This is a genomic window from Bradyrhizobium erythrophlei, from assembly GCF_900129505.1.
In the GTDB taxonomy this organism is placed as follows: Bacteria; Pseudomonadota; Alphaproteobacteria; order Rhizobiales; family Xanthobacteraceae; genus Bradyrhizobium; species Bradyrhizobium erythrophlei_D.
In genome coordinates, this window is sequence record NZ_LT670818.1 from 7,848,418 (window position 1) to 7,875,070 (window position 26,653).

Below are 26,653 nucleotides of genomic sequence, written 5' to 3' on the forward strand. Positions count from 1 at the left end.
CGACCCAGGCCGAGTAACGGGGAACGGACAGCTCACACGAAATGCCAAAACTCAAGCGGACGGCTGAAGAAACAGAGGCCAGGCGAGAGGGTCCTGAATTCATCGAAAGCCTCGATCGCGGCTTGCGCGTCCTGCGATCCTTTGGGATCGATCGCCGGCCGATGACGCTCAGCGACATCGCGAAGGCCTGCAACCTGCCCCGTGCCACCGCCCGTCGCATACTGATGACCCTGCAAAAGTCCGGTTACGTGGTTGGCGATGAGCGGCTGTTCTCCCTGACGCCGCACGTCCTGACGCTGGCTTCAGCCTATCTCGCTTCCAATCAAATCAGCACCATCATGCAACCGCTGATGGACGAGGTTTCGGCCAAGGCCAAAGAGATCTGCTCACTGGCCGTGCTCGACGGCGACGATGCCGTGTTCGTGGCCCGGGCCAGCCCGGCGCGGGTGTTCCCCTCCGGCATCGACATCGGCTACCGGCTGCCAGCGTTTTGCACGTCGGTCGGACGCGTGCTGCTTGGTCGTCTTTCGAACGAGGAACTCGCGGCTGCAATCGACGCGACCTGCCTGAAGTCCCAGACGCCGGAGACGATCATGGACAAATCCCTGATCGTCGCGGCCATCATCATCGATCGAAGCAAGGGTTATTCGATGGTGGATCAGGAAGCCGAGGCCGGCTTCCGTTCGGTCTCGGTCCCGATCCATCGATATGACGGCGGGATCATCGCGGCCGCCAATATCGGGGCGCATGTCGATCGCATCACCACCGGCGAGATGATCGACCGCTTCCTTCCGCTGTTGAAAGAGATGGCTGTGACGGCAAAGCCCCTGCTGGTCTGAGGTCGCTGGCGTCTAGCCCCGCGAAACCCGTCGTTTGACAGCGCCTTTTTTCGCGGGCGCGCCAAGCTTGACCGTCTTGACGCTCAGGAGTTTCCGCATCGATCGGTCCAGCACCGCGATTTCCTGATCGGTCAAGCCGCTCTCGATCGTCACCTGCTCCACCACGCGAGCGATCTCGGCAATACCGCAGTCCGCCACCGCCAGTCCCTTCGCGGTCAGCCGCACCAGTTCCGATCGACCGTCGTCATTGGCCGAGACCCTCAGGATGAACCCCCCCTCCTGAAGCCGCGCGACGCGCTTGGTCATTGCGCCCGATGTCACCAGCAGCGCGCGGAACAGGTCGGTCGGACGCAATTCATAGGGTTTTCCGGAGCGACGCAACGCGAGCAGCACGTGCAGCTCACCGGTGTGCAGCCCGACCGTCTTGGAGATCGCCTGAACCCGGGCCTCGTGCAGATGATTGGCGCGCTCCATGCGCAGCAGGGTGCAGGCGACCGCGAGATTGAGATCTGGCCGTTCGGTCAGCCACGCCGATTCGATATCGTCGTAGATCGCATCAGGCTTTCGTCCCGCAGCTACCTTCGAGCCCGCATTGCCCTTCTTCATCCGGTCAGTCCTCAAGCGCAATTTAGCGACCTCCGAGCGTCCGACACGTGAATCCGGCCGCAGAAATCTTCTCAACGACTAGCATCAAACCCGAGCACTGTCCGCTCGTAAGTTGGGGGAGCCGGGGCTGGATCGCGACGTCGTCCCCGGTCGCTTGACAATTTACCTTCCTTGGAAGATATTTTATCGAATTAACAGCTTGCAGGGGTCCACGTTGATTAGTCCCAATCTGACACGTCGCTTGCGGTGGCTTACCCTTACGGCCATCGTGACCACCACGATACCGGCCGCGAACGGCGCCGATTCAGAGATAGTTCTGGGGCAGACCATGCCGTATAGCGGCGCGGCTTCGGCACTCAGTTCGGTCGGTAAGGTCCAGACGCGCTATTTCGAGATGATCAACGAGCGCGGCGGCATCAACGGACGCAAGGTCAGGCTGATCTCGCTCGATGACGGTTACAGCCCGCCCAAAGCCGTCGAGCAGACCCGCAAGCTGGTCGAGAGCGAAGAGGCGATCGCGATCTTTGGCAGCATGGGCACGGCGCAGAACTCGGCGGTGCAGAAATATCTCAACGCCAGGAAGATACCTCAGCTGTTCGTCTTCGCCGCCAGCGATCGTTTCGCGGACCCAAAGGTCAGTCCCTACAGCTTGTCGGGCATGACCTTGTTCAGCACGGAAGCGACGATCTACGCGGATATCGTTGCCGACACCATCCCACATGCCAGGGTCGCTGTACTCTACCAGAACGACGATTACGGCCGTGAATATCTGCGCAGCTTCAAGACCCAACTCGCCAAGCGCGATCCTGCTGCGGAGATCGTTGCGGCATCGGCCTACGAAGTGACGTCTCCGAGCGTCGAATCCCAAATTGTTGGGCTCGCCGCCACCAACGCCAATGTTTTCCTGAACGCCTCGACCGGAAAGTTCACCTCGCAGGCGATCCGCAAGGCCGGTGAGATCGGTTGGCATGCGCAGCAATTCCTCCCGATCGGCAGCAATTTCATCTCGACCATCCTGCGTCCCGCCGGCCTCGACTACGCCAAGGGCGCGATCTCGGCAACACCCACCAAATCGGTCGGCGACCCCGAATGGACCTCCGATCCCGGCTATCTCGAGTGGCTCGCCTTCATGAAGAAATACTACCCCGGGGGCGATCTCGAGGATCAGTTGAACTTCACGGGGTGGAATATCGCGGTCCTGATGGCGAAAGTGATCGAAGCCTGCGGGTCCGACGTCTCCTCCGCGAATTTGATGAAACAGGCGACGTCGCTTAACAGACTGGAACTCCCCGGCCTGATCCCGGGCATCACCGTCAATACCAGCGCCGACGATTATCGCCTGATCAAGACACTGCGTGCGGAACGTTTCGATGGCACCCACTGGACGCCACTCTCCGAGAAATTGTCGCTGCAATAACAGTAACCCGGTCGTGATACCGCACCGCCCCCGGCGGAGCCTTTCGGGCTCTGGTATCGCGACCAGGAGGCGGTCAGGTCGCGTCCGCGGTTTCGAGGTCGACAAACACCTCGCCATCCCTCACTTCCACCGCGTAGCTCCGGACGTCCTTATAGGTCGAGGTCTGGCACCGCCCTGACCTGACGTCGAACATCGCGCCGTGCAAAGGACACTCGATGACGTATTCCTCGAGAAAGCCCGTGGACAGCAGCGCATAGGCATGCGGACAGATGTCGTCCGTCGCGAACAACTCGCCGTTGACCCTATACAAGGCGACGCGCAGGTCGCCTAATTTGACCCCGACCGGCTCTCCTTCGGAAACCCTGGAGACCGGACACAAAGCTTGCCAGGCCGACATCTGGATATTCTCCTGATCCAATAGTGGGCGGCGCGGCGATCCTGCCGTCGCGCCCGATCGCCGGTTGCGCTACCGCGCGATTTGTCTCCAATCCTCGGACGCCGACGCCAGCCGACCGCCGACGGCGCGAATATCCCGGTACGACATCGTCTCGCATTGCGCGCTCTTCGGGGTCTTACCGGCCATGAATGCCTTGACCTCCTCGAGCAGTTGCCGCCGCACCCGGACGATCGCCTGGTCCGCCGAACACAAATACTCCTGCGAGCGGTCGACGATCGGCCCCATACTGACCATGACCACAAAATCCTCGAGCACGATTTCGAAGAAGCCGGTGTTGTTGCCGGCATCCATGATTTGGCGGTTCTGGCCCCAATTGGTGCTTTTGTCGCCGGGCAGCCCGCCCGCCATCGGCCATTGATTGGCGCGCTGGGTGCGGCGCCAGGAATCGACCGGCTTTTCGGGGTTGTAATAGATGTACCACTGGATCAGGTTTTCATCGTCGATCGGCACCGCGATGATGGCCGTCCTGTCCTGGTTCGGCCCGGAAAAAATCGGCGCGATCAACCCGTAGTACGGCATTACGAATTCCGTGACGCGCGCGATGCAGGATCCGTCTCGCGTTGACCGCAACGCCGCGGCACGAAAACCGTAAGCCTTCTTGTCGAATTCATAGGTGACCGCGGTGTTCTCGCGGGTCGCGCCGAAATCGGTGGCGGAATTGCTGGTCCAGCTCGTATGCAGCAACGCGACATGCGACGAGTCGATCGTGGCCTCGACCCCTTGCAGCCAGTTGGCGTTCAGTTCGATGCCGGCGGCGTAAACCTGCTCGGGCGGCAGATCCATCCATTCGAAGTCACAGCACGGCGGCGCCTCACCCTCGCCCAGCCACACCCAGATCAGCCCGGCGCCTTCGCGGACCGGATAGTGCTTCACCTTCACCGTCTTGGCGAACTCCTTCGGATTGTTCGGCTCATTTGGCACCTCCAGAACCTCGCCGGCCGAACTGATTTTCCATCCGTGGAACAGACATCGCAGCGAGCAATCCTCAACCCGCGCCAACGCGAGCGACGCGCCGCGGTGCGGACACGCCTCGTCAAGAAAGCCGACGTTGCCGTCAGCGCCCCTGAACGCGACAAAGTTCTGGCCGAACAATTTGACCCGTACCGGCGCTTCGCCCTTCCTGACGCGAACCGACAAAATCGCCGGCAGCCAGTAATGCTGTCGCAGCATCTTCCCCATCGGGGCATCGCCGGTGACCCGGCACAACAATTCGTTTTCTTCCCTGGTAACCATTTGGGCCTTCCCTCGATTGACGTTGACGTGAGGAAGCGATGACCGTAACATTATCTTCCTAGGAAGATTTATTGTCAATCCGTGCTTTCGCGGCTCGTTTTGCGACACAAACGAACCCGGCACTTTCGCGAGCAGGAGTTACCCATGTCCCGTAAACCTCTCGAAGGCTTCGTCGCGCTGGTGACGGGCGGCAGCCGGGGCGTCGGCAAGGGCGTCGCCATCGGGCTCGCGGAGTCCGGCGCGACAGTCATTGTAACTGCGCGAACCCGCAAGAGCGGCACCGCGGAATGGCCGGGCTCGCTCGACGAAACGATCGCGGAAATAGTGGAGGCGGGTGGCAACGGCTTCGGACTAGAGTGCGACCACAGCAACGATTTGGCCGTGCAAGACGTCTTTACACACATCCAGCGCGACCATGGCGGCCTCGATCTGCTGGTCAATAACGTGTTTGCCGCGCCGAACGTGATGCCGATCAATGTCCCGTTCTGGAAGGTCCCCGTCTCGGTCTGGGATCTCATGCATAGCGTCGGCCTGCGCTCACATTTCGTCGCAAGCCAGCACGCTGTTCCCTTGATGCTGGGTCGCCAGCGCCCGCTGATCGTGAACACCTCCTCTGGCGGAGGCATCCGGTATACTTTCAACGTGCCGTTCGGCGTGCAAAAGGCGGGCGTGGACCGGATGGCGCGCGACATGGCGCATGAGTTGAAGCCGTTCGGCATCGCCGCCGTCTCGATCTGGCCAGGCTATATCAAGAGCGAGAAGCTGGCCGCGCAACCCGACCGCGTTCCGCCCGCGCTTGCCAAGCTGATCGCGGAGCGCGGCGAGACACCGGTGTTTGTCGGCCGCGCGGTTGCGGCCTTGGCCAACGATCCCCGCGTGATGGAGAAGACCGGGCATATCCTGCTCGCGTCTGAACTAGCCGGGGAATACGGCTTCACCGATGTCGATGGACGGGTGCCGCCGGCGCCGAGCCGCGATCCAGCGCCGTTGTCCGTATTCAAGCCCGCCGGCTCCGATGCGCCATGACGCGCGACGCAAATCAACACATCTCGCTCTGACTCGACGAAAAGGAATGGCGCATGTCCGAGGAATTTGAAGTCACCGACCGCTCCAGGGTGCGGTTGTTCGGAAGCCGGGGCAGCCATCGGAAAGACGACATCTACGCCGCAATCGATGGCTCGCTCTATGGAACGATCGCCTATTCGATCGGCGACCAACCTTACGCGACACCGACGATGGTCTGGCGCCGTGGCGACTACATCTACTGGCATGGCTCCGCAGGGAGCCGAATGCTGAAGACCGTCGCCGCTGGCTGCAATGTCAGCATCACCTTCGTTCAGGTTGACGGTTTCGTTCTGTCCCGCCTGGCATCGGCGCACGCCATGAACTACCGCTCGGTGATGGTGTTCGGCAACGCCGAACCGGTCGAGAGCCTCGAGGAGCGTCGTGGTCAACTTGAATTCTTCCTCACGCGCCTGTTTCCCGGCCGTTGGGATGAGGTGAAACAACCTTCACTCGACGAGTTGAAGGGTATCATCATGGTCCGCATGAGGGTCCAGGAGGGCTCGTTGAAGAGGCGCGCCGGACTGCCCGGCGATGGCCGCCCGGTGTTCGGCGGCGAGAAGCTTTACGAGCAGTCCTGCTGGGCCGGCACGCTTCCGATGGCGACGTGCGTGGGATTAGCCGAAGACGCCAACCGGCTGAACGAGTCGGTCGGGCTTCCCGCTTATATCTCGAATTTTGCGCAACGCTTCGGAATGGGCACCAAGGCTGAATACCGGGAATCCAGTATTCGCGCCGAGGTCATCGACATTCGCCAGGTCGCCCGCTCCGTCAAACTCTTCAGGCTCAAACCGAGGTCGGGACGTTTCCCGAGGGTTGAAGCTGGAGCGCATCTGAGGGTCGGCGTGGTGCTGACCGACAGGACCAGGGATTACCGGCAATACACCATCGTAAATGCTGATCCAGATGGGCGCTGGTACGAGATCGCGGTGCTTCGGGAGGCCCGCGGGCGCGGCGGCTCGCTTTACATGCATGACGAGATCGATCTCAGGAAAACGGTGATCGTGTTGCCGCCTGAAAATGATTTTCCGCTGGATCAGGACGCAGCGCATCCGGTGCTTATCGCCGGCGGCATCGGCATCACCGCAATCCTTGCAATGGCGCGCGCACTCGAGGCTTCAGGACGAAGTGCGACGATGCATTACAGCGCCAGGGGCGCCGAAGAAGCTGCGTTTCTCGAGGAACTACGTGACTTCAAAACGGTGCGTAGCCAGTTCTACGACACCTCGCTCGGCCCGGACGGCCGGATGCGGCTTAAAAACGTGATTGGCCCCTTTGAGCCGGGCAAGCACATCTACGTTTGTGGCCCCCACCAGCTGATCGCTGACACGCTCGCCGTGGCCGGACGTCTTGGGTATCCGCCCGAAGTCGTCCATAGCGAAGCCTTCGCCGCCCCAGCGCCGCAAGCCAACGACGTGCCGGTCGAGATCAAATTCGCAAAGACCGGAAAGTCCGTCACGGTCTATCCGGGTCAGTCCATTCTCGATGTCGCCCTGTCGGAAGGTTTCGAGATCAGCCACAGCTGCAAACGCGGCGAATGCGGCCTTTGCACCACGATGGTCGTCGAGGGGGCGCCGGATCATCGGGATCGCTTCCTGACCGCCACCCAAAAACAGCAGGACGGCAAGATGTGCATCTGCGTGTCCTGGGCAAGATCGCCATCGCTGGTACTCGACCTGTAGGAAATCCCGCGCGGGACAACTTCCTTCCCCCGAAGATTAATGGACAAATGCGATGCCCAATCTGCTGCATATTTCGGCTTCCCCTCGCGGAGAACTGTCGCACTCCCGCGCCGTCGCCAGGGAGTTCCTGGACGATTATTGCGTGGCCAATCCCTCCCATGGCATCGACACGATCGACCTCTGGCATCACGATTTGCCGGCACTGGATGATGCCGCCATCGCCGCCAAGCATGCGGTGCTCCGCAAGCTTCCGCACAGCGACCTGCAGGCCGAAGCTTGGTCGTCGATCGTCGCAGAGGCGAGCCGGTTATTTTCCTACGACAAGCTGCTGTTCAGCGTGCCCATGTGGAACTGGAGTATCCCCTTCGTCCTGAAGCGGTTCATCGACGTCATCACCCAACCCGGCGTTCTCTTCGAATGGTCGCCGGCGACAGGTTACGTCGGCCTCCTGAAGAAGCCGGTCGCGATCATCTACAGCAGTTCGTTCGCCTACCCGGCCGACGGCGACATGCAGGGGTTCGACCACCAGAAGAGCTATTTCGAGCATTGGCTCAAGGTGATCGGCTGCAACGACATCTCAACGGTGACGATTGCACCGACGGCGGGTCCGGAAGCCGTGGTGTCGGCAGCCAGGGAAGCCGCGCGCCAACAGGCCAAGCATCTGGCCCTCGACTTCTGACCGCGTTCAGCCCTTCAAACGCTTCTTGTAAGCGTCGGGATCCATGTCGCGGATATCCACGCTGAGGCTATGGGTGTCCACAAGGAGCGCGACGAGCGCCTTGCGGATTTCCACGCTGAGCGTTTCCTTTTGCTGCGGCGTCCTGCGCGCTAGCATATAAAGAGTGACGTGGAAGAACGACTTCTGCTCGCCCGCCACGAGATAATCGTCGAACGACTGGGCGCGAAGTTTCAGATCCGCGGCCTTGACAACTCCGGTCGAGGCCGCCGCGTGATGCAACGCGAGCAGAATCTCGCGCATCGGCGGCATCTTCTGGCCGGCCGAATAATGATAAACTATATGCGGCAATGAATCTCTCCCTCGGGCAGTGCGTCGCGGAGAGCCGCGCGCCGATACAATCTATCAGAGATCGAAGGACACGGTCTCCCGATCACCCTGCAAAAGGCCGCATGCGGCTCGGCTCCGATTTTCAGGATGGCGCCTTGAAATCGTAGGAGATCCGACCGGCGGGAAGATAGAACAACGCGATCAGGGCACCGCCCTTCACTTCCGGATAATGGCGGCTGCCGGGATCGGGCGCCGTCCACCCCGGCCCCTGCCAACCCTGCAATCCCCTGAGTTCGGCGCCCTCATCGAGTGGGATCACCATGTTCAATTCACCATAGGGGTGCCCGTGATACTGGCCGCGCAGCACGACGTCGTCGTGCTCATCCTTGAAACGCCTGGGGTCCTTGCTGTCCATGTATACTGCGGTGATACTGAACTGGAGGGTCTCCGGCGAGGGCTCGGCGATCTTGCTGCGCCGATAATTCGGCCCGTCCACTTCCTGATTGGCAGCCCATCCTTCTTTCACCCCGAGCTTGATCAGCCTGGCGAGATCCTTGTAGAGATCGCTGTTCTCGCCGTATTTCTCGTTCAGCCATTTTTCCATCTGGGCGCTCGGAGTCATGTCCTTGACCTCCTGCAAAAACGGAATGCTGCGCTCGATGAGTTCTTCGCGATGTCCCATGTCGTCTCTCCCTTCGTTCGTTCAGTTTTCGAAACCCATGAATTGAGCGAATTCCTCGACGGCCACCTTCGGCATCAGACTTCCCGTATTCAGGCAATCGTCTTCGGCAAATCTGATTCGCGGAATATGCCTCTCTATCGGAGTAAATTAGCTCGCCCTTCGACGCAATTTCCCAAAGATCTGGGAATCTCCTGCGCGCAGCGCAGCAGAGGAGTGAGGGGGACTCCGACTTTTTTGTCCTAGCAAAGGACTATATTCGACTCACCGAGATCAAAATAGCCAGCCTCACGCATGACGCGATCAGCAGTATTCTGCGCTCGAGTAGGAACTTCGCGATCTGACGCCTCATTGCGGATCGCCCGACGGATCTCCTCGCCAAGAATTGCTTAAAGTATCAGGTGTTCCGGTACTGGCGGTCCAGGCCAGGACTTCAGAAGATTTCATTGGCGAGCCGATCTACCACGCTGACGATGGGCGATGTGGCCGCGGCCTCGGGGTCGGCGCCTACGCTAGAGGGGGCGCAACACGAACAGCATCCGGCTGCGGTGCGGCAAAGCCGGACGTGAGCCACCTTCACGATCACCGTGACCTCACTCAGCGGAGGAAATTGAAATAAAAAATTCCAAGAATAGCAAAATGTTACACTGCCAGTTCGAATCTCTCCGAGCGCGCCACTTCGGTGTTTTCACGGCGGTGAAGCCCGAGCCGCCGCGCGCGGATGTCGGCGGCGTACTTGGCGATGCATCATCCCGCCTTGCTCCATCAAGCTATACTGCCTACTCGAGCTTGCGGTAGTAGAGACGGACCAGCTCCTGCGGCGTCTTATCGGTCTTGATGGCGCCCGACTCGATCCGCGTCTTGAACGCCCGCTCGAGCGCGAGCGCCGGGTCGAGCTGGCTGTCGAAGCCGAGGCTCTTCACGGCCTTGACCGATGCCTCGACCGGGACTGCCGCGCCATAGTAGCCAGCCGCTTGTGCGGCGAGCACCGCCTCGCGCGGGTGCTGGCCGGCCCATTCCCGTGCGTGCCTGAATGCCCGTGCGATCTTGGCCGCGGTCTCGGGGTCGTTGTCGACGATCGCGCGCTTGATGACCGTGAGACAGCAATATTCGTTGTTGTACGTTGTATCGTTCTGGGTGACGAGCCGCCGAGCGATGTGCTTGTCCTCCATCAGCGATGGGCGTGGCTCTCCCACGGCGACCGCGGCGAACTTCCCCGTCTTGAACCCCTCCGCCACATAGTCGTTCAGACTCGGCAGCGCCTCCCAGGGCATGGTCATCAGTGTGATGTCTCTGGGAGCATCCAGCCCCGGTGCCTTCAGCCAATGATGAAGCCACATATGACCGTGCAGCAAGAACGGTTCGACGGCATATGGAAGGATCTCGATCGTCTTCCCCTTGAGGTCGGCGGGGGACTGGACCGGCGCGTCGGGCGCGACCATCACCGACCAGCAGCCGAAGTGGTTGCCGTCGACGATGTAATAGTCGACATTTCCGGCCACCATGTGATGAAGCTGGTCCGTGTCGAAATATCCGAAATCGGCCTCCGTGAGCCCCGCGTCGGTCTTCACCCAGAGTCGATGGGATCTGCCCTCGGAGACGGCAGTGCGATTGTCGAGCGCGGCGATGCCCCGGACCCGCAGGCCTTCTTCGGCGAAGAAGCCTTTCGCGAGAGCCGCATACTGGCCGAGGTGACAGGCCGGCCCCGTCGGGTCGTAGCCCATGATGAAAGTCTTCTCGTCCGCGACGCCATTAGGCGCCCCACATAACAAGTAAACGAGCCCCATGGTCATGATGACTGCAATAAAGCGTCTCATTGTCAGCTCCTTTATGTGGTCATGAGTACGTAACTCCCTTCTTAAAGAACTAATATCGGCGGGCTGCGCTCGGCTTCTTGCGGTGGCTCGGGTTATTGCAGCAGCCCCTCTATCGCCAGTCGGCTGTTCGCATCCAGCCAGTCCCGCGCACCGATTTCCTGGACAACTATGTTGCCGGCGCGATCGATGAGATACGTGGTGGGTAGACCAGCGACCCGATAGGTTCTGGCGATAGACGATGACGGATCCAACCCAACGCGAAACGTCGTCCCCAATTCACCCACCAACGCTTGCACCTTTGAAGTGGTGGCCGCATCGAGATTGACGGCCAGCACCTCGAGTCCACGATTTTTGTAACGCCGATATAGCGCATCGATGGTCGGCATTTCCGCCCGGCACGACCCGCACCACGTCACCCAGAAGTTTAGGAGGACCACTTTGCCGAGTAGATCCGAGAGGCGGACCGGCGCCCCCGACAGTGTGGGCAAGGTGAAGTCAGGAGCCGGGAAGCGCGTCAAATGAGGGGGCGGATGATCCCCGACCGGCTCGATCGTAACAATCACCCATTCAGTGCCACGAGCCTGAAGGGCGAATCGCACCAGCGCACCCGCCTGAAGTCCCACGAGTTGCTCAGCCCGCTGTACCGGAAAGGCCATTTGCATGGCCGGCATGAGACCCGAAATTGGACCGTGGTCCAAGGTCACTATGCCTTCGCTCTCGTCGAGTGCCACCACGCGGCCCTCTCCCTCGAAACGGGATTGGGCATGCCCAGAGACTAAAGCCAGATGCAAATTACAGCAGATGGCGGTTAAGACCAGCATTCGACGCCAAGGGCGCAGGCGATGCTTATCCATTGTTACGCCTCCAATCGCCAAGCAGCCATCGCCCCTTCCACAGCCGGGAACGAAGTCGGTGCGCGATTAGTTCTTATGAATGCGCCATCGATGCCGGCCTAACGCTTCGATCCGAAATGGTGAGACGTTCAGCGCGACCGTGGACAAATGGAACAACGACCATTGGCAGCAGCTCGCAATGACAAAGCCGAGCGCGAACACATCAATGTTTCGATCATGAACCGGGGCCTCCGATCCAGAACACCGCTGAGGAACGACACCACGCCGACTTGTCGTTGGCAACACGATAATCGTGGTGTCTGGGGTATCGGCGCTATTCCATTCCTGCCAGAACCGTGAGTCAAGCCAGGTTCACAGCACAATATCGCAGGCCGTCGCAGATTTACCGGTTGGAGCGCGTGCGAGGTTCCAGCATCAGAGCGCCACGGCGAAGCAATAGTGCCCATCTTCATCGGCCGCGGCGCGCCATTTGCCATCACTCAGAACAAGAACTGTGAACCCTTAGTGGATTGGGGAAAGGCGGCCCGCCCGTTCAATCTCCGACCGCCTTCCAGTTTGCCCTTTTGAGCGCTGCAAAAAATGCAGCGTATCAAGCAGGAGGCCATGTACAGGACGCGAATGCCAGAACGAGCGGACTTCTATCGTCCGCGGTTTCCTCCCGGGCGACCACCTGCCGGGCGACCACCTCCCGGGCGATTGCCGCCTGGACGGTTGATACCCGGGCGGTTGCCGCCTGGGCGATTAATTCCGGGCCTGTGAATCGGTCTATGCCAACCACGCCATCCGACCGGGCCGCCCCAACCAAAACCTCGGCGCCAATGATAGCCACACCAGTACCAGCCGGGGCCGCGCCAACCGTCATCGTACCAACAATAGCGCCGACCTTGCCAGACGAACTGAGCGGTCTTGATGACGGCCAATTCATCCGCCGCAATACGCAAGCCCGCCGAGGGGCCGATCACGGCAGCCTGAGCGGCACCGCCGACGTACGTAGCGGTAAGGGCCACGGTTGCGATGAGGAGCACGATTTGCTTTCGCATAGTATCCTCCCTCTGCGCCGTGAAAACGGAGCAGTCAGTGGTTGCCGTTCGCGCGGCCCTTGGCCGCGAGACCACAAAGCTCACAATGGTTTTTTGTTCCGCGCTTAAGGGGGGCGTCGTGATCGATGAAATGGCCGGGCGCCACTTTCACGTTCGAGCTGAAATAGGGATCGGCCGGTGCTGCGTTGACCCTGGTCCGTGTCAGCGATCTGAATTTCCAGCCATGCGGGAGCATGCAACCGCGATACCCTGCGGAGGGCATGCCGTACTGCGCGCCGGTGGCGTCGTTGGAGGTTTCCGTATCCACCTGAAGCTGGACGGCCTCTGCGCGCTGGTCATCGCGGGTTTGCGCATATAGGCGTAGTTCCCGGTGTAGTCGTAAGTCGCCGCGTTGGCGGCCGAGCTGACGACGAGCGCGGCGAACAGTGCAATATGCTGGACGGTCGTGTGTTTGCTGGCAACGTATTTCATGACGACCTCCTTTTTTGGATGAAAATTTGTCGCGGCCGCCGGAACTGCCGTTCGACACGGACGGATTACAAATAGGCAATCATGGTCGCGTGGCCGGCCGCGTCGAGGCGGTCTCCTCCGAGTGCGCCGCGACTCGCGAACGGGCCGACGAGATCGATCAATCTCTTCGCAAAATGCATACGGCCCACGCGGCAAGCTCGGTTGTCCTTCCGGGACAACAGGCCAATTAAAAACGCGGGGCGAGCCATGCTCTGCAACGACCGACGCATCCAGCACCGGTCGGGTGCACGGCTCAGTCGGGCGGAGACTTAGCCAGGGAAAAAACGCGAGGAAAAAAACGATGATCAACTACAAAACACTTGTTGCCGCATCTTTGATGTCGATCGCTCTGACGTCTGCGGCGTCGGCGCAGTGCGCGGACTGCGCAACCTATCCGGATCGCGATTACCTGAACAACGGCGCGCAGACGCCCGCCGCCAAGATGGGTCTGATGAAGCCGGGTGGCGCGGCAGGTTCACCTTCTACTGCGAACACGGCGAATTCCGCAAACGGTGCCAACAATGCACGCAATGCACGCGCCGAAGTCCGGCCCTCTCACCTGCGGCGATCCAGCCATGGAAGCGGCGTCAACGCCAATCGCGTGAAGTAAGGACGCCTGAAGCAAGGACCTGTGGAGTCCCCAGAGTCGGCTTCGCTGAAGAGTCGGCTTCGCTGACGCTCTCAATTGACCGCCGTTGCATCTTTGCAGCGGCGGTCGGGCCGATAGCAAAACCGCCGGTCGCGTCTCAGGTTGAAACCGAGCCGCCCGCGCTCGCTCCCCCGAACCCGGCACGCGATGCCGCCGATGTGACCGATCGTGAAGCCGCTCCAGATGGGGGCGGTGCCGGCGTCGCACCACATGGGAACTCACGGCAGTTCATGTGGAGCAGATTCGATGCGTTCGGTTTTGGCCTCTTCGGTTTTGGCCTCTTCGATTTCAGCCTTGGGCCTTTTGATCGGGCTGTGCGCGCCCGCCGGCGCCGCTACGGTGCATCATTTTCGCTCGCGCCATGATGTCATCGTTCGTCCCAGCCGGGATGTGCCCATTCCCCCGGGGTGGTACAAGTTTCCCGGCTATCCGCCGATACCGCCGGAAGAGAACAGAAATCTCGACCCGTCCAATATCGGAAGCGGTTGAGCTTCGTCAGGGCAGGAAGGGGCGTACCTCATCCTGTGATACGATCGGCACCAAGCCGTGTCTTCACTTCGGCCGCCGCGAATCCCTTGCCGGCTGCACCGGCGTGCGCGGCCCCGATGGTCGCGTTCAGCGTCGGCTTCGTGGCCGCACCGCATACCAAACGGCCCCGGCGCGGGGAATGGCGCCGAGGCCGTCTTGTCTGTGAAATCCGCAGGGCGGCTACGGCTTCCTTTCCCATCGAAACATGCGGCGCCCCGGCATCGCTGTTCCGTTTTGACCACTCTTGCCGGTTGTCCCCAGAAGAGGCAGATCGGGCGTCCCGACTACCGGGGTCGCGACGTAGCGGTCCGTTTGGTAGCTGATCGGCGACCAGGTCCTTGCGAACGCAAAAAAGCCCGGCAACTCCGGGCGCAGGTTTGTGCAGGTTCCCCTGGAACAACGGCAGCGGCGGATATCTCCACCTGACTGATGCGGTGCAAGGCTGGCTTGTGCCGGGCAAAAACCCGTTCGGTCTTTATCTTTACCTCGAGGACGTCGACGCTCTCGCCGCCGAATTCGGTAGCGAAATAATCGGGAAGAACGCACCGGAAGACAAACCCTGGGGCATGTACGAGTTCGCCCTTTCCGATCCGGACCAGACGCTGGTTCGGATCGGCTGGCCAACCCGGCTTCGACGATCAAAGTGAGCCGCCTCTCACGCCAACAGCTGCTTTTCGATCTCATGGACCGGCATCTTGACGAGGTCCTTGTGCAGCTCGCCATGAATGGCCTTGCGCAAAGCAGGCGAATAATCCGCCCTCATCATGCCGAGCGCGCGGGGCGACGCCACCATGGTCAGCCCGGTGGTTTCGCGAGGTTGAGCCGTCCCGCCAGCGTCTTGAGAAATGCGCGTTCGGATTCCTCATGCCAGTCGGTCTGCTCGATCGAACTCCGCGCCCCGCCCATCGATTGGTGCACGCTGCCGGGCGGAGAGCTTCCCTGCGCCGAGGTCGGCTGGTCCGGGTGTTCGTGCACTTCCCTGGTGTGCAGGTTGGGAAACATGCGGTCGCCGATATTTTCCAGGATAAGCGCCTTGCGGCCATCGCAGACCAGGATCCAGTCACCGGTGCCGATTTTTATTTTTTCCATCAAGGAGCTCCACAGAAAGTAAGTCTTGTGCGTCAGAATGGTTCAAAGGTGCTCTTCGAAATCCTCGAAGGATTTGCCGAACTGCGATAGCGCCTCTTCGAGATAGTCCGCGAGCATCGGCGTCCCGATCAGATAGGAGGCCGTCCGGTTGTTATGGACGCGCGAGGCCTCGCTGCGAAGATCGCGCCAATTGTCGAGATCGCCGTCGCCGCGGCCGAGCCACATCAGCGCGACGAGGTCGATCTGTTCGTCGACATTCAGCCCTCGAATGAAGGTGGAAAGCTCGGAGCGGTCGGTCTTCTTGCTGTGGTCCTCGAGCCCAAAGACGGCATCGTCGTCGCCGAGGCCGGAGGCCAGGTCCGACTCGGTGGCCTTGTCGTCGGTTTGACGCGCCTTGGCGACGATGAAAAACGCCTTTTCCGGCGAGATCGACAGGTTCGGAACTTTTCGCATGCCATACACCTCCTGAGAGCAGGCGTAAGTCTTCTTCCCGACCGCAGGGATCACCTAACGAAGTCCAGACTAGGAGTTCCCGGCAGGGGGCACCTTGCGCAAGATCAAGGCAAGGCCGGTCGATCCATCCCTGACCGGACGCGGATTCTCCCGATCTGCCCGCCCCGATTTTGCCGTGAGCGGTACTATGATGGCCCGCACGGTTCAATCACGAGAACGGCTCATATGATGCGCACAGCATTCTCCGCCCTGTTCGCGGCAGGCCTGGCCACGGCGCTGCTGACGGTATCGACCTGGTCAGCCGGTGCGCGTGGCCACGGATTCGGCGGTCACGGATCTGGGCATGGGCTCGGCGGTCACGCCGCCATGCACGGTGCCCAATTCGCCGGCGACCGCCGCCACGGCAACGACACCTATGTTAATGCGACCTCCGAGGAGCGTGACCGGCTCCTGGACAAGGAGATCAAGAGCATCTGCCGCGGCTGCTGAGGATTGGCAAACATCCCGCGGCATCAGCCACGGCCGCCGATCGACTCACCAGGTGCTGTTGCCGAACAGGCTGAATTGCGGCTGCTGCGCCACCAGCATCACCGGCGGGGCCATATGCCGCCTGGCGATCGTGCGTTTTCGCGGCACCGGCTTTCCCGGCTTCTTCGGCTCGGTCAGCTGGGCTTGCTTTTGCTGGGGCGGCTGCAACTGGGCGAAGGAGTTGCGTGCCTGGGCCGAAGCTTCTCCGGCCGCCGCGGGGACCGGGGCGCTGGCGAGCGTATTCGCGCCTGCCGCCGCTGGCACGATGGTCGCGCGGTTGGTGTCGAAGACAACGCGCTCAGGCCATTTGCGATCGGAGTGAATGCGGATCACCGGCAGCTCGGAATCCGCCCTCACCTCATCGGGCATTTTCGGAAAAAACGCACTGGTTACGAACAACAGCACGAGCAACGCGCCGCCCACAAAGACAAAATAACGCAATAAAGGCATTTCCCGACGCCGCTCCATCCGCGCGAACACACGGATCAAGCCGTTAACTGGGGATGGTGCGATTGGTTCCTAGGGCGGCATCGGCAAGATAACGAGGAAGTTACCGCTTCGTTACCGCGGTTATTCCGACATCAATCAAATGTGTCGCGCCGCAACCGGCGAGCATTTGGCCTTGCTGGCGTTGACGTTGACGAAACCGACATGCATGCGCGCAAAGGTTTTCCGGCTTCGCATGTTGAGAGTGTCGTGGATCACGCGCGAGCGGTCGGTCAAATGGCTCCCATCGCTGCGGCTGAAGGCGCAGGAGATCGCGATGTCCTTGACCGCGTAGTCGTTGGAGTTGCGCAGCGTAAACGTGACCAGGGCGTTCGACCCCAGCCCGCCCCTTCGCCAGTATTGCGACGAGATCTTCAGCCCGTCGACGGGCGCGGTTTCCTCCGGCACGATCGCCTCGCCCTCCGCCGTCGGTGGATTGAACGCGACCACGGGGGCCGCGGCGGGCGCGGGCGCGACGGCGGCCGCCAGCCGCACCGGTTCGCTCTCGGCAGGTTTGCCGGCATCCAAGGACAGCAGCGTCCAGGCGCCGAGACCCGCGATCAGCGCCGCCGGCAACCAGACAAACCGTGACCTCAGATATCTGACCGTTGATTTCTCCGGCGAACCCGACGGGTGGTCGTCGCTGAGCCCGGCCAATCCGATGCGGGAAAGCTCTACGCCCATCGTCATGCCACCGATAGGCGGCGAAACAGGCATTGCTTGCTGCGCCGCACCGTAAAAAAGCCGCGCGGGCGTTACACCGCACGGCTCCAAACACGACTGCCGATTGCGCGGTTCCGCCGCTTCCTCATTAATTGATGAGGCCGGCAATGGTTCCACCCAAACCGGACAATATTGGGACATGATCTCGCCCGGGTCTGGCCGAGGGATGGCCACGGGTAAACACGGCGGCTAAAACTGTCCCACGCCGCGATGAGGCGGCATGGCGTCAGGCGACGCCCAAGAAGCCAACGGGAGATCGAAATGCCGATAGTCACCTGGGATCACGTCCACCTGCGCAGTCCGGATCCGGAGGCGACCGCGGCCTGGCTCGAAGACGTGCTCGGCGGCGTCATCATCCGCGGCCCCGGCCGAATCGACGTCAAGCTCGGCGGTGCCAACCTGTTCATCGCGCCGGTGACCGCCGGCGACGGCGTCAACACGCCGCCGGTGACACCCTATCAGGGGCTCGACCATTTCGGGCTGACGGTAAAGGACATCGACGCGGTCGCCGCCGAGATCAAGGCCAAGGGGGTCGAGTTCACCAAGGAGCCGACGACGATCCGGCCCGGGGTCCGCATCTGCTTCATCCGCGGGCCGCAGGGCATCTCGATCGAGCTTTTGGAGCGCGACAAGAAATACGCGTGAGGTTCACTGCTTCCAATCGCTAGCCAGAGCACTGCAACGGTTTGGCCGAAGCAGATGCAGCGGGGGCCGGATCGGACAGCGCCTTAAGCGCCGCGGCCTGATCGACGATGCCGATGTCGGGACCGGTGTCCGGACGCTGCAGCGTTCCCCTGATGGCTTCCATCAACCTGGCAGGCTCTTTGATGCCGGAGCCCGAGGCAATATTGGCAATCGCCGCCGCCGCCGTGGCGGCGGCGAAGGGACTGCCGTAGGTGGTTTGCCACGTCCCGTCGGAGGTCAGCCTGGGAATGCGCATGCCCGGCGCCCAGATCGCCCCGGGATAACTCGCGATCGAATCGTCCGATGACAGCAGCCCGGCCTTGAACCTGCCATCGACATCAACGTTGGCGACGAACCCGGCAGGGATCGCGCTGACGTCCTCCTTGATGATCTTGCATTGATTGAGCCTGGAGGGCGCGGGCGACACGATCAACGCTTGCGACGCAAATTTCTTCGCTGTCGCAACCCGCATTTTCCAGGCATTTCCAAAAGCGAGATACGCTACCAACACGATATCCGCTTTTGCTTTGACGGCGGCGTCGACGGCCTGCGTTATTTCAGCTTCGTTGACCGTGAGGGCGAGCCCGCGGGAATGACTTTTGGGTCCCAAGGGGACGAACATCAGTTTCGCCGTGGGCGCCAATGTCGTCACGATCAGCCCGAGCGTATCCGCATAATTATCCAGACCATATTTTCCCGGAAACCAATCTCCGATCGATTTGAATTTGTAGCCGATGTTCTCACGCTGCGGGATTCCGCCGACAATGGCGATCGTGATCTCCTGTTTCGCTGCGATCGTGCCGACCTTCATGAGATCGCGATGCTTGGCAAAGGCATCTGCGAAAACCGTCTCCGCGGATGTTCCGGCATTGAGGAGTTCGACAGAAGACAGCGCATTACTCGAAATGACACGCTCGCGCTGTACCACGAGCGAATTGTATTTATTGAGAAACTTTCTCGCCAATTGGCCGGAATCATCCTCATCGGCGTCTCCGTCCTGGGTGTGCTGGGCGGCCGCCGACCGGCTGCGGTCGCGCTCCTCTCGTGCTTGGTCCAAAAACACCCTGGTCCGGTCCAGATAAGCGAGTGCGCGGTCGACATTTCCGGCCTTCATCGCGACTTCGGCCCCAAACGTCAAAAGCGACTCAACGTCAGGCGCTTTATCTATCAACGTTGCGATGTTCGCGTCGTGCGCCGTGTAATCCGCCCTCTTCGCCTGTGATCGCAAACGCGTGGCATCCAGGATAGTACGGTGTAGCAGCCGGACGTCACTCCAGTTCAGCGCCACGAAATCCGGTTGCTGGGCGATCAGGCGATCGCGAAGCTTGGAATAGGCGACCGCCGCGACGATCTCCTCGCTGCCCTTTACCTTGGCATAGATATGGGACCTCCCGTCCGGAGTGAGAGCCCCCGAAACCAGCGCGTCGCCGTCCGACTGTTCAGCGATGGTGATTTGCAGCGCGCGGCGCATCGCCAACCAGTTGACGATCCCGTTCAGGATTCCGCCGACGTCAACACCCTGAAATTTCAGATCCAGATCCAGCTTCTGATAGACATTCAGCGACTTGGACTCCGAAGTATCTTGGTCCGGAGCTTGGGTATCGGGATCGGCGACCGAATCCTGCCCCAGGATGTCGTCGAGCACGCTCGCGTGCTGAAACAATTCCGCCACTTGGGCCTGGTACGCCGCCGCAAGCGCCATCCCCCTCTGCTTGTCATCGCTGCCGCTGATGGCGAATGGCGCGATCGATGAAAATTCGCTGCTCGACCCGGCCCAAAAGAAGCCGATGATCGAGCCCACCACGATGCAGGTCACCAGCACACCGGCGATCGCGATGGCGTATCCGCGCACCTCGTCCAGCGAGGGCATATGGTCCTGCCAAAAATCCGAGATGCTCTGATCCTGGCTTCGCAGCCAGAAAAAGGCGATGATGGAAATGGCAAGACCCGCGGCCAGAACAACCACCCCTGAGTCCAGATTCTTGACCGAGGAGAACAGATCCCGCAGGCTGGATTCCTCGCTCTGCCATGCCGCTGCGAGGACCTTCCAGAGCGCGATCGCCACTACGACCGCGAACAGCGCGAGTCCGGCTATCATGGCGATTTGTTGGAGTTTGCCCAGCGACGGCCACGGGCCGGAATCGGCGACTGGACGAAACCGGAAAAAGTAGATTGCGATAGCGAGCGCCGCCAAAGCCAAGGCTAGAAATATAAACCCGGGAAAATTGCCCGCTGCCTTCGCATCGCTCATGATTCCGCCCCCCGCAATATTGCTGAGCGCTTGACGGCCGATGCCTGCTGAATTACGGCGCCGCGGCGCTTTTCTTAAAGTTGATTACTGAAAAAATCGCATCCGAAAGATGAGTATGTCATCCCGAATGGCGTCAGGCAATGCGCGGGGTCGGGATCGCGATGCCACGGCAGCACCGGGCGTCGCGCCGCAGGATCAGGTCATGCTGCCCGGCATGAAGCAGCGGATATAGAGCCCGCCCACGCCGTCCCGGATCGGCCAGACCATGGTTCGGCCGACGCGGTTCGGCTCGGTGATGACGGCTTCGTCAGGTACATTGACCCACTCGCCATCGATGCGGACGCGGTAGTGGCCGTTGCCGCTTTCCCAATCAGCGTCGCTGATCGCGCTTCCGTCGGCATCGGAGCAGCACGGCCCCTTGCCGCTTTTCAGGGCGTTGAACCACGCCCGCAAGTCGGGGTTGACGTTGGCAAATTGGCCGCGGTCGCGGGCGTGGCCGAGTTGCGATGCGAGCCCCGGCAGCAGCACCGCAAAGGCGATAATCAGCGCCGCTCTCCAGCGGCGCGCGGGGCCTTGCCGGTTTTCCGGGTCTCGGTTTTCCCAGTCTTCGTCAGTCCACGGAGGCGGCGCAGCGCCGCCGGAATCGATCCAGTTGCTCACCTGTCTTTTGCTCCAGCACCCACCGGCCAGTGCAATCTGATCCAAGCATTTCGCGTGCCAACTTTGCGGACGCGGAGTCCACTGTCATCCCAGCGTCACATAAGACATTGATCCAAGGTCAAGCTGCCGCGTTGACGCTGCATCCTGCTTTGGCATAACAAAACGCCGACCCCGCGGTGACGGCGTCGCAACCGGCTTGATCATGAAAAACGGTCTGTATTCGATCCATGTGAGCCTGCAGGACGGGCGAACGGGCAAGGGCAGCGGCGTGGTCATGTTCCGGGATGGCAAGATCCTCGGCGGCGACGCCTATCTGTTTTACACCGGCAGCTACACGACCAACGGCGACAGCTTCAAGGGCGAGGTGCTGGTGCAGCGCCACACCTCCAGCCCCGACGCCAATCCGCTGTTCGGCGGGCCGAGCCCGGTCGGTGTCGGCGTCTCCGGTACCATCACCGACAAGGGTGGCGTCATGAGCGGAACGGCGCTGGTTGGCAAGGCCAGCCAGATCTTTTCGGCGACCTTGCGCAAACTGGCCGACACGGATTGACTCGCTATTCCGCGGCCTGCTCCAGCGGCGCCACCCGCGGCAGGATGATCTGGATCCGCGTGCCGCCGCCCGGCTCGGAGTCGAGGTCGAGCCGGCCGCCCAGCCGGTTGGTCACGATCGAGTAGACGATGTGCAGGCCGAGCCCGGTGCCGCCCTGATCGCGGCGGGTGGTGAAGAACGGATCGAAGGCGCGGCGGCGAACGTCGAGCGACATGCCGCAACCATTGTCCGAGAAGATGATCTCGACATTGTCCTTGCCGCATTCCCGTACCTGGATATCGACCACACCGGCCTTGCCCTCCGGGAAAGCGTGCGCCACTGCGTTGAGGAACAGATTGGTGAGCACCTGGCCGTAGGGACCGGGATAGGAGTTCATGGTGAGGTTGGGCTGACAGTCGACGTTGAGTGACAAATTGTGCTTCCGCAATCCCGGCCGCAGGCTCAGCACCACCTGCTCGGTGAGGTCGCCGAGATCGAACACGCGCTGATCGGAATAATTGCGGTCGGCGGCGACCTGCTTGAACGAGGTGATCAGTTCGGCGGCGCGGTTGAGATTGGCCACCAGTTGCGAGGACGCATCGCGGCTGGCTTCGAGAAACTCGTTGAGACTGGATTTCCTGAGATCGCCGCGCGCCACATCGGCGGTGAACAAAGCGGTCTTGCGCTCCAGCGACGAGGCCACCGTCAGGCTGATGCCGACGGGATTGTTGACCTCGTGGGCGACGCCCGCCACCAGCCGGCCGAGGGCGGCGAGCTTTTCCGCCTCGATCAGCGATTGCTGGGTCTCCCGCAGATTGCGCAGCGCCGCTTCCGCGGCATCCTTGGCCTTGCGCATCTCGGCTTCGCCGCGCTTGCGCTCGCCGATGTCGAGCGCGACCGTGACAATGCTCTCGATGTCGCCGTCGGGGTCGAGCAGCGGAAGCTTGTTGACCAGCCAGTGCCGCATATTGCCGGCGGAATCCAGATATTCCTCTTCGTAGAATCCGAGCCCCGTGCCCGCCGCCAGCACCCGCTTGTCGTTCTCGTCGGTCTTTCGCGCGCCATAGCGCGACATCAAGTCGCTGGTGGTGCGGCCGATGGCTTCGCCCGGCTCGACGCCGAAGATACCGGCCATATAGCGGTTCATCAGGATATAGCGGAGCTGCTTGTCCTTGACGTTGATCACGGCGGGCACGGTGTCGATCACCTGCTGCAGCAGGCGGCGGCCTTCGGCGATCGCATCCTCGGCGCGCCTCTGATCGGTGATGTCGCGCACGGTGCCTTCATAGCGGATGATGTCGCCTTTTTCGTCGCGCACGGCGGTGGCGCTGTCGGAGAGCCAGAGCACCGTGCCGGCGCGCTGACGCACCTGATATTCGAACTCCCGCACCATGCCGTCGCGCTGCATCAACAACTGGTATTCCGCACGCGCCTCCGGATGCACGTAGATGGTCTGGCTGATGTCGCCGATGCCGCGGATCAACTCCTCCGGCGTATCGTATCCCATCATCCGCGCCAGCGCCGGATTGGCATTGAGCAGCGCGCCGGCCGGCGTCGTCACGTAGATCCCGTCGACCGAGCCTTCGAACAGCTTGCGGTAGCTTTCCTCGGCGAGCCGCTGCTCGGCCAGCGCATGAACCGCCGCTTCGCGCGCGGCATCGGCGTCGACCAAGGTGCGGCGGAACACTTCAGCGGCGCGCGCGATCTCGCCTATTTCGTTGTTGACATGGGTCAATGGGATCGAGGCGGCCTTCTCGCCACCGGCCAGCGCCCGTATCGAGGTCGCGATCGACGCCAGCGGACGCACGGTGCGGCGGACCACGAACAGCGCCGCGAATATCCCGATCAAGACGCCGGCCGTACCGAGCACGATGCTCTGCCACTTGGCCTCCGCCAGCGTCCGCGCGAAGTCGCGCGAGAGCACCTTTCCCCGCCGCGCGCTGAGTTCGCGCAGCAATTCGGTGACGCGCCCGATCAGCCGGCCTTCGGTGCCGAGGACTTCCTTGTCGAGCTTGGCGATCTCGGCCTCCGTCCCCGAAATCGTGGTGATCGCGCCGGCGTAGGCGTCGGCCGCCGCACGCAGCGAGGGATCGTCGATCGGCAGCGCCCGCATGCTCTGCGCGGAGCGCTCCGCCGCGTCGGGATCGTGCGCCAGAAGTGCGGCGGCAACCTGGTTCTGGGCGCGGAACAGGGCCCTGGCGGTGGTCCGGTCAGGCACCGCTGATATCGCCGCCTCAAACTTCTCGCGCACCGGCGGCAATGCCTCGATCAGTTCCGCGCGGCGCGCGATCAGGGCGGTCACGCGCTCGATCCCGCCGCGGTAGTTCTGCAGCCGCGCGCTGACGCCGTCGATCATGTCCTGCTGCTCGGGCGCGAGCTCGAGCCGGGTCTTTTTCAGGAGCGCGGTCAGGTCGGAAGCAACCTCGCCGACCCGGTCCGGCCGGGCGCCCTGGTCGGTGACGAAATCGCGCGCCGCCAGCCGCAGTTCGTTCATGCGCCGGTCGATCTCCTCGGCGAGGTCGCCCACGTCCTGCAACCGCTGCAGTTCGGCGAAAGTCGCATCGATGTGCCGGATCGCGATGACGCTCGCCATGCTGGTGGCCGTGATCACCGCCAGCAGCAACAGGAAGCTGCCAAAGGTCAGCTGACCGATCGAGAGTGAAAACGATCGTATCCTTGCTAGCAATGCCGCGAATGCAGGTGGCATGGTTATTGAGACCGGGCTCCAATCAGCCTCAATATATACGACGTTATGCATGTCAGGGGGAACATGCTGGCGACCGTCATATGGCCGGCGATACCGGCCCGGTTGTGCCGGCACGGCCTTTTGCCGTCATTATCTTGCCTTTTGGAGCCCGGATTCCCGGCATTTTACGGCCGCGGCGGGGCGTCGCCAGGCTGAAACATGACGTGGCCGCTGCCGCCGAGCGGGGCCACCTTCCTTGCCGGCAGCGTCATCGCGGCGACGCCGATCACCACGCAGCCGAGGCCGATCCATGCTGTCGGCGTCAGCTTTTCGCCGAGAAAGGCGACGCCGAGCGCAACGCCGATCGGCACCCGCAGATAAGCCTGCGCGGTGGTGCCGACCGAGCCGAGCGTCTGCACCAGCCGGAAATAGATCACAAAGGCGAGCGCCGTGGAGAACACCGCGAGCGCGAGCAGCGCCGATAGCGAGTTCATCGACGGCGCGAGCGTCCATGGCTGGTCCACCACAAGGCTGATAGGAACGAGGATCGCGGCGCCGCACAGCAGCGATCCTGCCGCCGGCGCCATCGGATCGAGGCCCTTGAAACCGCGGCTGAAGATGGCGCCGCCCGCATAGCAGACGGTTGCAACCACGGTGGCGATCTCGGCCGCAAGCTGCTCGCCGAGGCCGGCCAGCGCCTGCACGCCGACGATCAGGCAGATGCCGGCCATCCCGGCGGCGACGCCGAACAGCTTTCGGGCGCTGATCGCCTCGTGGCGCGTGACAGCCAGCGTCAGGAAGAATGCAAAGATCGGCGAGGTGGAATTGAGAATGGTCGCAAGCCCCGCGTCGAGCGAACGTTCGGCCCAGGCAATCAGCGTCCACGGGATCACGCTGTTGAGGCAGGCCTGGTACAGAAAGCGCCGCCAGGTCGCGGCGTCCTTCGGCAGGCGCAGGCCGCGGCCGTGCATCACGACCAGCAGCAACAATCCCGCGATCAGTGTCCGCGCCGCGATCAGCGTAATCGGCGGAATGGTCGCCACGCCGAGCTTGATGAAGGTGTACGATCCGCCCCAGAGTGTGGCGAGCAGCACGAGCAGCGCGAGTTCGATCGCGATGGTCTGAGTCTGTGGGTGGCTTGCTTCCGTGTTCATGGTTCCGGCTCTCGGGTTCGAGGCGGAACATAAAGGGTCGATATCTCAGATATTTCGTCGCTCGTCGAACTGTGAGATCGTCATTGCGAGGAGCGAAGCGACGAAGCAATCCAGCCTCCGCGCTCGTGGAGAAATGGATTGCTTCGCTGCGCTCGCAATGACGGAAATAGCGGCCCCGACAATCTTTGGAATAACAAGACAGGCGGATCACCCCACCGCGCCGACCTCGAACACCTCGCCGTCGTAGCCGGCTTCGAGCGGGATGCGAAGCTGACGGCCGCCGTTGAGTTTTGTCATCACCGGCATCACGGTCACGACCTTCTTGCCCCGGCTGTCGTCGAGCGCGGCCTGCACGCTTGCCTGTTTGCCGAGCCTGATCAGGTTGCGCGTGGTCGGAAACGGCAGCTTGAACCGCCCGCTCTCGCCGCCTTCCAGCGCCTCGCGCGGCGACACCCAGATCGAGTCGGTGGATTCCTTGCCGTCATGCGCGCCGGCCTGCTCCGGCGGGGCCGAGGCAAGGAAGAACCAGGTGTCGAACCGCTTCGGCATGCCCTCCGGCGTGATCCAGTGCGCATAGGGCACGAGTTCGTCGAGCGCCAGCAGCAGGCCGTTGTCGGTGAGCACTTTCAGAAACGTGATCTTGCCGTCACACAATTCCGTGCGATGCGCCACTTCGATCTCGGCGGCCCGCCTCGCATCGACCAGCGCGTTTGAACCACGCGGACGGGCAAGCAGGATGCCGCTCTCCTCAAACGTTTCGCGGATGGCGGCGATCCGGAAACTCAGATCGGCGGCATCGAGGCCCTCGCCGCCCGAATAAAGCGCAGGATCAGCGATGATTTCCTGATCGCCCTTGTCGACGCTGCCGCCGGGAAACACCAGCGCGCCGGAGTTAAAATCGATCTCATAATGACGCACCATCATGAAGACCTCGATTTCGTCGCGGCTCTTGCCGTCGACACGGGCGGCACTGTCGCGCAGCAACAGGATGGTGGACGCGGGACGCGGCGGTTTTGCGATATCGGTCATGA

General features: G+C 61.9%; 26 protein-coding genes and 1 pseudogene. 10 read left to right on the top strand and 17 right to left on the bottom strand.

Going from position 1 to position 26,653, the window contains the following annotated elements:
• Positions 1–41 precede the first annotated feature (41 nt).
• The gene (locus B5525_RS36890; RefSeq protein ID WP_079570896.1) at positions 42–839 is read left to right on the top strand and encodes an IclR family transcriptional regulator domain-containing protein; all 798 of its coding nucleotides are present in this window, start codon (positions 42–44) and stop codon (positions 837–839) included.
• A 12-nt stretch (positions 840–851) separates the two neighbouring features.
• Here B5525_RS36890 and B5525_RS36895 read toward each other — a convergent pair whose 3' ends face one another.
• Positions 852–1,445, bottom strand: coding sequence for a MarR family winged helix-turn-helix transcriptional regulator (locus tag B5525_RS36895; protein ID WP_079570897.1), 594 nt, complete (start codon positions 1,443–1,445; stop codon positions 852–854).
• A gap of 328 nt (positions 1,446–1,773) precedes the next feature.
• Between B5525_RS36895 and B5525_RS36900 the strand changes: the two genes are divergently transcribed.
• Positions 1,774–2,862: an ABC transporter substrate-binding protein gene (locus B5525_RS36900; protein ID WP_079574293.1), complete on the top strand. Its 1,089-nt coding sequence runs from the start codon at positions 1,774–1,776 to the stop codon at positions 2,860–2,862.
• 73 nt (positions 2,863–2,935) lie between these two features.
• Here B5525_RS36900 and B5525_RS36905 read toward each other — a convergent pair whose 3' ends face one another.
• Entirely contained in the window at positions 2,936–3,259 is a 324-nt protein-coding gene (locus B5525_RS36905; RefSeq protein WP_079574295.1) for a Rieske (2Fe-2S) protein, read from the bottom strand.
• Between the two features lie 69 nt (positions 3,260–3,328).
• Complete coding sequence (locus B5525_RS36910; RefSeq protein WP_079570899.1) at positions 3,329–4,552, bottom strand: Rieske 2Fe-2S domain-containing protein; 1,224 nt, start codon at positions 4,550–4,552, stop codon at positions 3,329–3,331.
• Positions 4,553–4,696: 144 nt separating this feature from the next.
• Between B5525_RS36910 and B5525_RS36915 the strand changes: the two genes are divergently transcribed.
• Genes B5525_RS36915 through B5525_RS36925 form a run of 3 tightly spaced genes read left to right on the top strand, consistent with a single transcriptional unit; the run spans position 4,697 to position 7,975 of the window.
• Complete coding sequence (locus tag B5525_RS36915) at positions 4,697–5,578, top strand: SDR family NAD(P)-dependent oxidoreductase (protein ID WP_079570900.1); 882 nt, start codon at positions 4,697–4,699, stop codon at positions 5,576–5,578.
• Positions 5,579–5,631: 53 nt separating this feature from the next.
• On the top strand, positions 5,632–7,296 hold the full coding sequence (locus tag B5525_RS36920; protein ID WP_079570902.1) for a pyridoxamine 5'-phosphate oxidase family protein: 1,665 nt from the start codon (positions 5,632–5,634) through the stop codon (positions 7,294–7,296).
• 52 nt (positions 7,297–7,348) lie between these two features.
• Complete coding sequence (locus tag B5525_RS36925; protein WP_079570903.1) at positions 7,349–7,975, top strand: FMN-dependent NADH-azoreductase; 627 nt, start codon at positions 7,349–7,351, stop codon at positions 7,973–7,975.
• Between the two features lie 6 nt (positions 7,976–7,981).
• On the opposite strand, the gene B5525_RS36930 is transcribed toward B5525_RS36925, so the two are convergent.
• The 5 genes from B5525_RS36930 to B5525_RS44990 form a co-directional block, all read right to left on the bottom strand.
• Complete coding sequence (locus B5525_RS36930) at positions 7,982–8,275, bottom strand: 5-carboxymethyl-2-hydroxymuconate isomerase (protein WP_244567711.1); 294 nt, start codon at positions 8,273–8,275, stop codon at positions 7,982–7,984.
• 169 nt (positions 8,276–8,444) lie between these two features.
• Positions 8,445–8,984: a DUF4863 family protein gene (locus B5525_RS36935; protein ID WP_079570906.1), complete on the bottom strand. Its 540-nt coding sequence runs from the start codon at positions 8,982–8,984 to the stop codon at positions 8,445–8,447.
• 776 nt (positions 8,985–9,760) lie between these two features.
• Positions 9,761–10,798, bottom strand: coding sequence for an ABC transporter substrate-binding protein (locus B5525_RS36940; protein ID WP_079570908.1), 1,038 nt, complete (start codon positions 10,796–10,798; stop codon positions 9,761–9,763).
• A gap of 92 nt (positions 10,799–10,890) precedes the next feature.
• Positions 10,891–11,652 (bottom strand): redoxin domain-containing protein, encoded by a 762-nt coding sequence (locus tag B5525_RS36945; RefSeq protein ID WP_079570909.1) that lies wholly within the window; start codon positions 11,650–11,652, stop codon positions 10,891–10,893.
• A gap of 1,074 nt (positions 11,653–12,726) precedes the next feature.
• Complete coding sequence (locus tag B5525_RS44990) at positions 12,727–13,221, bottom strand: hypothetical protein (RefSeq protein WP_154073681.1); 495 nt, start codon at positions 13,219–13,221, stop codon at positions 12,727–12,729.
• 282 nt (positions 13,222–13,503) lie between these two features.
• On the opposite strand from B5525_RS44990, the gene B5525_RS36960 reads away from it, so the two are divergent.
• Positions 13,504–13,812: a hypothetical protein gene (locus B5525_RS36960; RefSeq protein WP_079570914.1), complete on the top strand. Its 309-nt coding sequence runs from the start codon at positions 13,504–13,506 to the stop codon at positions 13,810–13,812.
• 905 nt (positions 13,813–14,717) lie between these two features.
• A complete protein-coding gene (locus B5525_RS36975) occupies positions 14,718–15,026 on the top strand; it encodes a hypothetical protein (protein WP_244567712.1) in 309 nt (102 codons plus the stop codon).
• An 8-nt stretch (positions 15,027–15,034) separates the two neighbouring features.
• On the opposite strand, the pseudogene B5525_RS36980 reads toward B5525_RS36975, so the two are convergent.
• Both B5525_RS36980 and B5525_RS36985 read right to left on the bottom strand, forming a co-directional pair.
• Positions 15,035–15,468: pseudogene (locus tag B5525_RS36980) on the bottom strand (host attachment protein).
• Between the two features lie 42 nt (positions 15,469–15,510).
• Entirely contained in the window at positions 15,511–15,921 is a 411-nt protein-coding gene (locus tag B5525_RS36985; RefSeq protein ID WP_079570919.1) for a DUF3775 domain-containing protein, read from the bottom strand.
• 225 nt (positions 15,922–16,146) lie between these two features.
• Here B5525_RS36985 and B5525_RS36990 point away from each other — a divergent pair, with 225 nt between their 5' ends.
• Positions 16,147–16,410, top strand: coding sequence for a hypothetical protein (locus B5525_RS36990; protein ID WP_079570921.1), 264 nt, complete (start codon positions 16,147–16,149; stop codon positions 16,408–16,410).
• Positions 16,411–16,455: 45 nt separating this feature from the next.
• Here B5525_RS36990 and B5525_RS36995 read toward each other — a convergent pair whose 3' ends face one another.
• Both B5525_RS36995 and B5525_RS37000 read right to left on the bottom strand, forming a co-directional pair.
• Positions 16,456–16,929 (bottom strand): hypothetical protein, encoded by a 474-nt coding sequence (locus B5525_RS36995; RefSeq protein ID WP_244568116.1) that lies wholly within the window; start codon positions 16,927–16,929, stop codon positions 16,456–16,458.
• Positions 16,930–17,034: 105 nt separating this feature from the next.
• Complete coding sequence (locus B5525_RS37000) at positions 17,035–17,652, bottom strand: hypothetical protein (RefSeq protein WP_154073682.1); 618 nt, start codon at positions 17,650–17,652, stop codon at positions 17,035–17,037.
• A gap of 267 nt (positions 17,653–17,919) precedes the next feature.
• Between B5525_RS37000 and B5525_RS37005 the strand changes: the two genes are divergently transcribed.
• Entirely contained in the window at positions 17,920–18,303 is a 384-nt protein-coding gene (locus tag B5525_RS37005) for a VOC family protein (protein WP_079570922.1), read from the top strand.
• Positions 18,304–18,322: 19 nt separating this feature from the next.
• Here the strand turns inward: B5525_RS37005 and B5525_RS37010 are convergent, their stop codons facing one another.
• Positions 18,323–20,593, bottom strand: a complete 2,271-nt coding sequence (locus tag B5525_RS37010) for a hypothetical protein (RefSeq protein WP_079570924.1) — start codon at positions 20,591–20,593, stop codon at positions 18,323–18,325.
• Between the two features lie 195 nt (positions 20,594–20,788).
• On the bottom strand, positions 20,789–21,253 hold the full coding sequence (locus B5525_RS37015; RefSeq protein WP_079570926.1) for a hypothetical protein: 465 nt from the start codon (positions 21,251–21,253) through the stop codon (positions 20,789–20,791).
• Positions 21,254–21,455: 202 nt separating this feature from the next.
• On the opposite strand from B5525_RS37015, the gene B5525_RS37020 reads away from it, so the two are divergent.
• Positions 21,456–21,803 (top strand): GrlR family regulatory protein, encoded by a 348-nt coding sequence (locus tag B5525_RS37020; RefSeq protein ID WP_079574300.1) that lies wholly within the window; start codon positions 21,456–21,458, stop codon positions 21,801–21,803.
• A 4-nt stretch (positions 21,804–21,807) separates the two neighbouring features.
• On the opposite strand, the gene B5525_RS37025 is transcribed toward B5525_RS37020, so the two are convergent.
• The 3 genes from B5525_RS37025 to B5525_RS37035 form a co-directional block, all read right to left on the bottom strand.
• Positions 21,808–24,489, bottom strand: a complete 2,682-nt coding sequence (locus tag B5525_RS37025) for a PAS domain S-box protein (RefSeq protein WP_079570927.1) — start codon at positions 24,487–24,489, stop codon at positions 21,808–21,810.
• Between the two features lie 164 nt (positions 24,490–24,653).
• On the bottom strand, positions 24,654–25,622 hold the full coding sequence (locus B5525_RS37030) for a DMT family transporter (protein WP_079570929.1): 969 nt from the start codon (positions 25,620–25,622) through the stop codon (positions 24,654–24,656).
• A gap of 207 nt (positions 25,623–25,829) precedes the next feature.
• Positions 25,830–26,651 (bottom strand): NUDIX hydrolase, encoded by an 822-nt coding sequence (locus tag B5525_RS37035; RefSeq protein ID WP_079570930.1) that lies wholly within the window; start codon positions 26,649–26,651, stop codon positions 25,830–25,832.
• Positions 26,652–26,653: the final 2 nt, after the last annotated feature.